This window comes from Streptomyces sp. MCA2 (assembly GCF_023544705.1).
Classification (GTDB): Bacteria; Actinomycetota; Actinomycetes; order Streptomycetales; family Streptomycetaceae; genus Streptomyces; species Streptomyces decoyicus.
Map to the genome: position 1 here is coordinate 84,140 of NZ_JAMJFM010000039.1, position 7,128 is coordinate 91,267.

General features: G+C 71.0%; 7 protein-coding genes. 5 read left to right on the plus strand and 2 right to left on the minus strand.

Going from position 1 to position 7,128, the window contains the following annotated elements; genetic code table 11:
* The first annotated feature begins 30 nt into the window (after nt 1-30).
* Together purN and purH are read left to right on the plus strand one after the other, a co-directional pair.
* On the plus strand, nt 31-726 hold the full coding sequence (purN, locus tag M8I34_RS28095; RefSeq protein WP_374211001.1) for a phosphoribosylglycinamide formyltransferase: 696 nt from the start codon (nt 31-33) through the stop codon (nt 724-726).
* Nucleotides 723-2,288 carry a bifunctional phosphoribosylaminoimidazolecarboxamide formyltransferase/IMP cyclohydrolase gene (purH, locus tag M8I34_RS28100; RefSeq protein ID WP_250053878.1) on the plus strand — a complete coding sequence of 522 codons (1,566 nt, stop codon included), beginning with the start codon at nt 723-725 and terminating at the stop codon, nt 2,286-2,288. Before purN ends, purH begins: the two co-directional genes overlap by 4 nt.
* A 72-nt stretch (nt 2,289-2,360) precedes the next feature.
* Here the strand turns inward: purH and M8I34_RS28105 are convergent, their stop codons facing one another.
* Both M8I34_RS28105 and M8I34_RS28110 read right to left on the minus strand, forming a co-directional pair.
* Nucleotides 2,361-2,927 carry a hypothetical protein gene (locus M8I34_RS28105; protein ID WP_030082879.1) on the minus strand — a complete coding sequence of 189 codons (567 nt, stop codon included), beginning with the start codon at nt 2,925-2,927 and terminating at the stop codon, nt 2,361-2,363.
* 208 nt (nt 2,928-3,135) lie between these two features.
* Nucleotides 3,136-3,924, minus strand: a complete 789-nt coding sequence (locus tag M8I34_RS28110; protein ID WP_250053879.1) for an RDD family protein — start codon at nt 3,922-3,924, stop codon at nt 3,136-3,138.
* A gap of 243 nt (nt 3,925-4,167) precedes the next feature.
* Here M8I34_RS28110 and M8I34_RS28115 point away from each other — a divergent pair, with 243 nt between their 5' ends.
* The 3 genes from M8I34_RS28115 (at nt 4,168) to M8I34_RS28125 (ending at nt 7,089) form a co-directional block, all read left to right on the plus strand.
* Nucleotides 4,168-5,022, plus strand: a complete 855-nt coding sequence (locus M8I34_RS28115) for a bifunctional methylenetetrahydrofolate dehydrogenase/methenyltetrahydrofolate cyclohydrolase (protein WP_030082875.1) — start codon at nt 4,168-4,170, stop codon at nt 5,020-5,022.
* Between the two features lie 65 nt (nt 5,023-5,087).
* Nucleotides 5,088-5,516, plus strand: coding sequence for a DUF3017 domain-containing protein (locus tag M8I34_RS28120; protein ID WP_250053880.1), 429 nt, complete (start codon nt 5,088-5,090; stop codon nt 5,514-5,516).
* Nucleotides 5,517-5,946: 430 nt separating this feature from the next.
* Nucleotides 5,947-7,089, plus strand: a complete 1,143-nt coding sequence (locus tag M8I34_RS28125; RefSeq protein WP_250053881.1) for an XRE family transcriptional regulator — start codon at nt 5,947-5,949, stop codon at nt 7,087-7,089.
* Nucleotides 7,090-7,128 lie beyond the last annotated feature (39 nt).

The window sequence follows — 7,128 nt, forward strand, 5'->3', positions numbered from 1 at the left end:
AAGCACGCGAGATCGGAAAAGAGCCCCGTCGTGGCTTCCTCCCCAGCCCCAGCCCAGCCCCCCCTTCCCCAGGCTCGCCCCTCGGACCGACCGGGGGAGACCCCCCTCGGCCGCCCGGCCCGCCTCGTCGTCCTCGTCTCGGGTTCCGGTACGAACCTCCAGGCGCTGCTGGACGCCATCGCGGAGGAGGGCCCGCTGGCGTACGGCGCCGAGATCGTGGCCGTCGGCGCGGACCGGGACGCCATCGTGGGCCTGGAGCGTGCCGGGGCCGCGGGGCTCCCGACGTTCGTCTGCCGGGTCAAGGACTACGAGAGCCGCTCGGACTGGGATGCGGCGCTCACCGAGGCGATCGCCGCGTACGAGCCCGATCTGGTGGTCTCGGCCGGTTTCATGAAGATCCTGGGCAAGGAGTTCCTCGCCCGCTTCGGCGGCCGGACCGTCAATACCCACCCGGCGCTGCTGCCGAGTTTTCCCGGTGCCCACGGCGTGCGTGATGCGCTCGCGTACGGCGCAAAGGTCACCGGATGCACCGTTCACTTCGTCGACGACGGTGTCGACACCGGCCCGATCATCGCCCAGGGCGTGGTCGAGGTCCGGGATGAGGACGATGAATCCGCGCTGCATGAGCGCATCAAGGAAGTCGAGCGATCGCTGCTCGTCGAGGTCGTGGGGCGTCTGGCCCGGCACGGCTACCGCATTGAGGGACGAAAGGTACGTATCTCGTGACCGCCACCGAAGGCACGAAGCGGCCCATCCGCCGCGCTCTGGTCAGCGTCTATGACAAGTCCGGGCTGGAGGAGCTGGCGCAGGGGCTGCACGCGGCGGGCGTCCAGCTCGTCTCGACCGGGTCGACGGCCGCGAAGATCGCCGCGGCCGGGGTGCCGGTCACCAAGGTCGAGGAGCTGACGGGCTTCCCCGAGTGCCTCGACGGCCGGGTCAAGACCCTGCACCCCAAGGTGCATGCCGGCATCCTGGCCGACCTCCGCCTGGAGGACCACCGCAGCCAGCTGGCCGATCTCGGTGTCGAGCCGTTCGACCTGGTGATCGTCAACCTCTACCCGTTCCGGGAGACCGTCGCCTCCGGCGCCACCCCCGACGAGTGTGTGGAGCAGATCGACATCGGCGGTCCGTCGATGGTCCGCGCCGCCGCCAAGAACCACCCGTCGGTGGCCGTGGTCGTGAACCCTGCCCGGTACGGCGATGTCCTGGAGGCCGTCACCGGCGGCGGCTTCGAACTGGCGCAGCGCAAGCGGCTGGCGGCCGAGGCCTTCCAGCACACCGCGGCCTACGACGTGGCCGTCGCCTCCTGGTTCGCGGACGGCTACGCGGCCGCGGACGACTCCGCCTTCCCCGAGTTCCTCGGCGCCACCTACGCCCGCAAGAACGTCCTGCGCTACGGCGAGAACCCGCACCAGGGCGCCGCGCTGTACGTGGACGGCAGCGGCGGGCTCGCGGAGGCCGAGCAGCTGCACGGCAAGGAGATGTCGTACAACAACTACACGGACACCGACGCCGCGCGCCGGGCCGCGTACGACCACGCCGAGCCGTGCGTGGCGATCATCAAGCACGCCAACCCCTGCGGTATCGCGGTCGCCGCGGACATCGCCGAGGCGCACCGCAACGCGCACGCCTGTGACCCGCTTTCCGCGTTCGGCGGCGTCATCGCCGTCAACCGCCCGGTCTCCGTGGCGATGGCCGAGCAGGTCGCCGAGATCTTCACCGAGGTCATCGTGGCCCCCGGCTACGAGGACGGTGCGGTCGAGATCCTCGCCCGCAAGAAGAACATCCGGGTGCTGCGCTGCCCCGACGCGCCGTCGAACCCCGTAGAGGTCAAGCCTGTTGATGGCGGCGCCCTGCTCCAGGAGACCGACCGGCTCCAGGCCGAGGGCGACGACCCGGCCCACTGGACGCTGGCCAGCGGAGCCGCACTGTCCGACGGCGAGCTGGCCGAGCTGGCCTTCGCCTGGCGGGCCTGCCGCGCCGTGAAGTCCAACGCGATCCTGCTCGCCAAGGACAGTGCCACGGTCGGCGTCGGCATGGGCCAGGTCAACCGCGTGGACTCCGCGAAGCTGGCGGTGCAGCGTGCGGGCGAGGAGCGGGCGCGCGGCTCCTACGCCGCCTCCGACGCCTTCTTCCCGTTCCCCGACGGCTTCGAGGTGCTGGCCGAGGCCGGCGTCAAGGCCGTGGCCCAGCCGGGCGGTTCGGTCCGCGACGAGCTCGTCGTCGAGGCCGCCAAGAAGGCCGGCGTGACGATGTACTTCACGGGGACCCGGCACTTCTTCCACTGAGCCGCGGGCACCCGCGCGAAGGGCCGCACCCCGACCGGGGTGCGGCCCTTCGCCGCGCGGTACCGCAAGAGGTCAGTAACGCGGCCTGTTGAACCAGTGGTTGCTCTCGTCCTTGGAGACGAAGACCACGACCAGGATGCCCAGGATCGTGTGGACCAGGCCGATCGGGAAGCTGAACAGGCTCAGCATGATGGTGGCGACACCGAAGACGATGGTGCCGACCCGGACCCCGCTGCCGCCGTTGGCGAACTGGAGGGCCAGCGTGATCGCGGCCGCGGTGAAGATCACGATGAGCACGATGACCGCGATCAGCAGACCCTTGCCGATGTTGATCGCCGTGACGTCCTCGGTCTGGGCGTACGGCGAGACGTTGTGCGAGGCCTTGCTGACGCCGCCGAGCCCCATCACCGCGAGGATCAGGCCGATGACGTTCAGCCCGGAGAGCACGAACAGCATCACCCGGGCGGCCTTGGCCCCGCCGGGCATCACCGTCGGGTAGGGCATCTGCATACCGGGCATCCCACCGCCGCCCGGGTACGGGCCGTACTGCGGCATCTGCTGCGGCTGCTGCTGGGGGTAGCCGTACCCGGGCTGCTGACCCGGCTGCTGGCCGTAAGGGTTCTGGTTGGGATAGCTCACGAGCGGCGTCCTTCAAGCGTCTTGAGCGGATATCAGCGAAGTAAGCGGGGGAGGGGGACGGTGGGCCACGAGGGCTCCGTCCTGATCCGCGGGGCGGGGGCCCGCCGGCCTACAGCGCCGCGAAGGCCCCGGTCGCGCTGTTGCGAGGGGGCCTTCGGGGAGTGGTGCAGAGTGGGCAGGCCCCTTCAGGGTCCGCCCACTGACCGGTTCACTGGGTCTTGACGACCACGGTGCCGACGATCTTGTCGGCGAACGTCTGGGACTTCTCGTCCCACAGCGGCCACCAGTAGCCGAGACCGCACAGCGGGCCGTCCACGGCGTGGCAGAGCTTCCGCACGAAGGCCATACCGAAGCCGATCGGCTGGCCGGTCGTCTCCTTGAGCAGGCGGATGTTCATCGCCTTCTTGCCCGGCGTCTGGCCCGTCTTGCCCTCCTTGGCGCACACGAAGAGAGCGGCGCCGAGCGTGACCAGGCCGGCCAGCGTGATCAGGATGAGGGCGAAGACCGGGGTGGCGCTGCTGGACGCCGAGCTGTAGGCGTCCGAGATGCACTGGGTGTCGCCGGGCGCGCAGCTCGACGTGTCGATCGAGGCCGAGGAGGCGGAGCTCGCCGCCACGGCGAAGGCGATGCCGTACAGAATGCCCGGAACCACGCCGATGATCAGGCCGTCGAGGAGGGCGGCGCCCACGCGCGCACCCCAGCTCGCGTAGCCAGTCGGCATGCCCATGCCCATGCCCGGCATGCCGGGCTGGCCGTAGGGGGCCGCCGGCTGCTGCGGGTAGCCGTAGCCCTGCTGCTGCGGAACCTGCTGCTGGGGGTAGCCGTAACCCTGCTGCTGAGGGGCCTGCTGGGGGTAGCCGTAGCCGGGCTGACCCTGCGGCGGGACCGGGGGCTGCTGGCCGTACGGACCCTGCGGCGCCTGCGGCTGCTGGCCGTACGGGCCCTGCGGCGCCTGCGGCTGCTGGCCGTAGGGGTTGTTCGGGTCGCCGAAGCTCATCTGCTGTTTTCCTCCGTTGTGTGACTGCTGCACGACGCGGCGTGACGCGGAGGAAAAACAGGATTCACTGGCCACCCCCCGGACGAAGCCTGCGGCACTGCCCGTCAATAGTTCTAGTTGCGCATTCACTCTGTCCAGTCAAGGCCCCCAGCTGTTGTCCAAGTGCAATGATCAATTCCGGCCACGGAGGCTTCGCGCGCCCTGATTGGAACGTCACCGCCCTCATCCGGGAGGATGGGGGGCATGACTGCCCAGATTCTGGATGGCAAGGCCACCGCAGCCGCTATCAAGTCCGAGCTCACCACCCGCGTCGAGGCGCTGAAGGCCAAGGGTGTGCAGCCCGGCCTGGGCACCCTCCTGGTGGGCGACGACCCGGGCAGCCGCTGGTACGTCAACGGCAAGCACCGCGACTGCGCCCAGGTCGGTATCGCCTCGATCCAGCGGGAACTGCCGGAAACCGCCACCCAGGAAGAGATCGAGGCGGTCGTACGGGAGCTGAACGAGGACCCGGCCTGCACCGGCTACATCGTCCAACTCCCGCTCCCCAAGGGCATCGACGCCAACCGCGTCCTGGAACTGATGGATCCGGCCAAGGACGCCGACGGGCTGCACCCGATGAGCCTGGGTCGGCTGGTGCTCGGCATCGAGGGCCCGCTGCCGTGCACCCCGTACGGCATCGTCCAGCTGCTGCGGCGGCACGACGTCGAGATCAAGGGCGCGCACGTGGTGGTCGTCGGCCGCGGGATCACCATCGGCCGCCCGATGCCGCTGGTGCTGACCCGCAAGTCCGAGAACGCCACAGTGACCCAGTGCCACACCGGCACCCGCGATCTGTCCGCGCACCTCAAGCAGGCCGACATCGTCGTCGCCGCGGCCGGTGTGCCGCACATCATCAAGCCCGAGGACATCAAGCCCGGTGCGGCCGTCCTGGACGTCGGCGTCAGCCGTGACGAGGCGGGCAAGATCGTCGGCGATGTGCACCCGGGTGTCGCCGAGGTGGCCGGCTGGGTCGCCCCCAACCCCGGCGGCGTCGGTCCGATGACCCGCGCCCAGCTGCTGGTCAATGTCGTCGAGGCCGCCGAGCGCGCGGCCGGCTGACCGCGCGGGACCTGAGACCCTTGTCTTCGACAGACGGATCCGGACACCGGAAGGGACTGCCAGCCATGGGTGCCGAAGCGCATTCGGACGGGGCTTCCGAGCCGCAGCGCACCTCGCGCCGCTTTCCGATGCTGACCCGCGACACCGCACGCCCCGAAGGCGGCGGGCGGGCCGTCTCTGGCGGCTTCCCCGCGCCCGCCCGGCAGTGGCCGCTGCTCACGGTCATGGGCGGGGTGGCGGCCGGGCTGCTGCTCGTGGCGCTCGACGCGTTCCGTATCGGCGCCTTGGTGATCGGGCTGTCCCTGCTGGGCGGGGCGGTGCTGCGGAGGGTGCTGCCGTCGGTGGGGATGCTGGCCGTGCGCTCCCGCTTCACCGACATGGTGACGTACGGGGTGCTCGGCTTCGTGATCGTGATGCTGTCCCTGATGGTCCAGCCCAAGCCGTGGATCCACATCCCGTTCCTGGACGACATCGTCCACTTCACCGTGCGATGAGCTTCTCCGTGCGTTGAGCTTCACCGTGCGCTGAGCGCTTCGTGACGGCGGCCCGTCCTCTCCTCCGGGGGAAGGCGGGCCGCCGCCGTGCTGTGCCGGTGTGGTGGCTCCGTGACGGCCGGGCCGGGAACGCCTCGAAGTGCCGTTGCGTGGGGGGCGGGCGGCGGGACAGAGGAGTGTTCCTCACGGTAGGCCTCTGAGGGAAGTGCGTGGGCTGTTCTTGTCAGGAAACGTACGGAAGTCGTACAGACTCCGGTCGAAATGCGACACTGGCGGGGCCACGGGGCGCGCGGGTGGGTGACCTATGCCCGTATGCCTCCGTGGGCCCGTGTAGGGAACTGCCGTCCTGGCCGGGGGCGTTCCCGCGGGAGCAAGGAGGGCGGGCCGGGGGAGCCGCCCTGTCGCACGTGCGGGGGGATAGGGGGAGGCAATGCCTCGCTGGAAGGCGCTTCCGGAGGAACTCGACCCGCAGGTCGCGGAGTTCACCGGTCAGCTGCGCAGACTCGTGGACCGCAGCGGACTGAGTGTGGCCGCCGTCGCGGACAGTACGGGCTACAGCAAGACGTCCTGGGAGCGTTATCTCAACGGACGGCTGCTGCCACCACTGCGCGCGGTGGTCGCGCTCGCCGAGACGACCGGCGCGCATCCCTCGCATCTCACCACGCTGTGGGAGCTCGCCGAGCGGGCCTGGAGCCGGGCCGAGATGCGGCAGGACGTCACCATGGAAGCGATACGGGTGGCGCAGGCGCGGGCCGCGCTGGGGGAGTTCGAGACGGAGCCGGCCGAGGACAAGTCCTCCGCCAAAGCCTCGAAGTCCGCGAAATCCGTGAAGGCCGCAAAAGACACGAAGGGCGCGAAGCCCGCCCAGGCCGCGGAGCCGCCCCGGACGGAGCAGTTGCCGCAGGTGCCGCGGGGCACCGAGCTCCCGTCGAGCGCGGACTTTCCCCAGTGGCCGGCGCTGGCGGAGCCGTCCCCGGTTCCGGCTGTGGCACCCGCCGCATCCGCCGCACCCGCCGCCCCCGTACACCGGCGTGCCCCCCGCCGCGGCCGACCGGTCATGTTCGTCGTCGGGGCGGTCGGCGCGGTGCTGGTGGGCGTCGCCGCCGTACTGCTGCTGAACCCGGGCGGCGGCCCGGAGAAGAAGGCGGCTGCCGCCCCCGCGGCCGCGCCGAGCGAGAAGCCGGTGCTGCCGGCCGGGGTGCACTGCACCGGGGCGGGCTGCGTGGGCAAGGACCCGGAGAAGATGGGCTGCGGCGGACCGCATGCCATCACCCCGTCCCGCGGCGTGGCGGGCCGCGCGGTGATCGAGGTCCGCTACAGCAAGGTCTGCCACACGGCCTGGGCGCGGATCAGCCGTGCGGCACAGGGCGACCAGGCCACCATCAGCGCCGGCGGCCACAGCGCCACGGCGCAGGCCGAACGGGACGGCGATGCCTACACCCCCATGGTCGAGGTGACCGGAGACCCGGCGAAGGTCGCGGCCTGCGAGACGACCGTGGCGGGGGTGAAGAGCTGCGCCCGTCCGGTTCCGGCCACGTCCACCGGCTCAGCCGGGGAAGCGCCGAGCGGGTGAGCGACCTGCCGCGCACGTTCCGGCTCGCCAAGCCCGCCG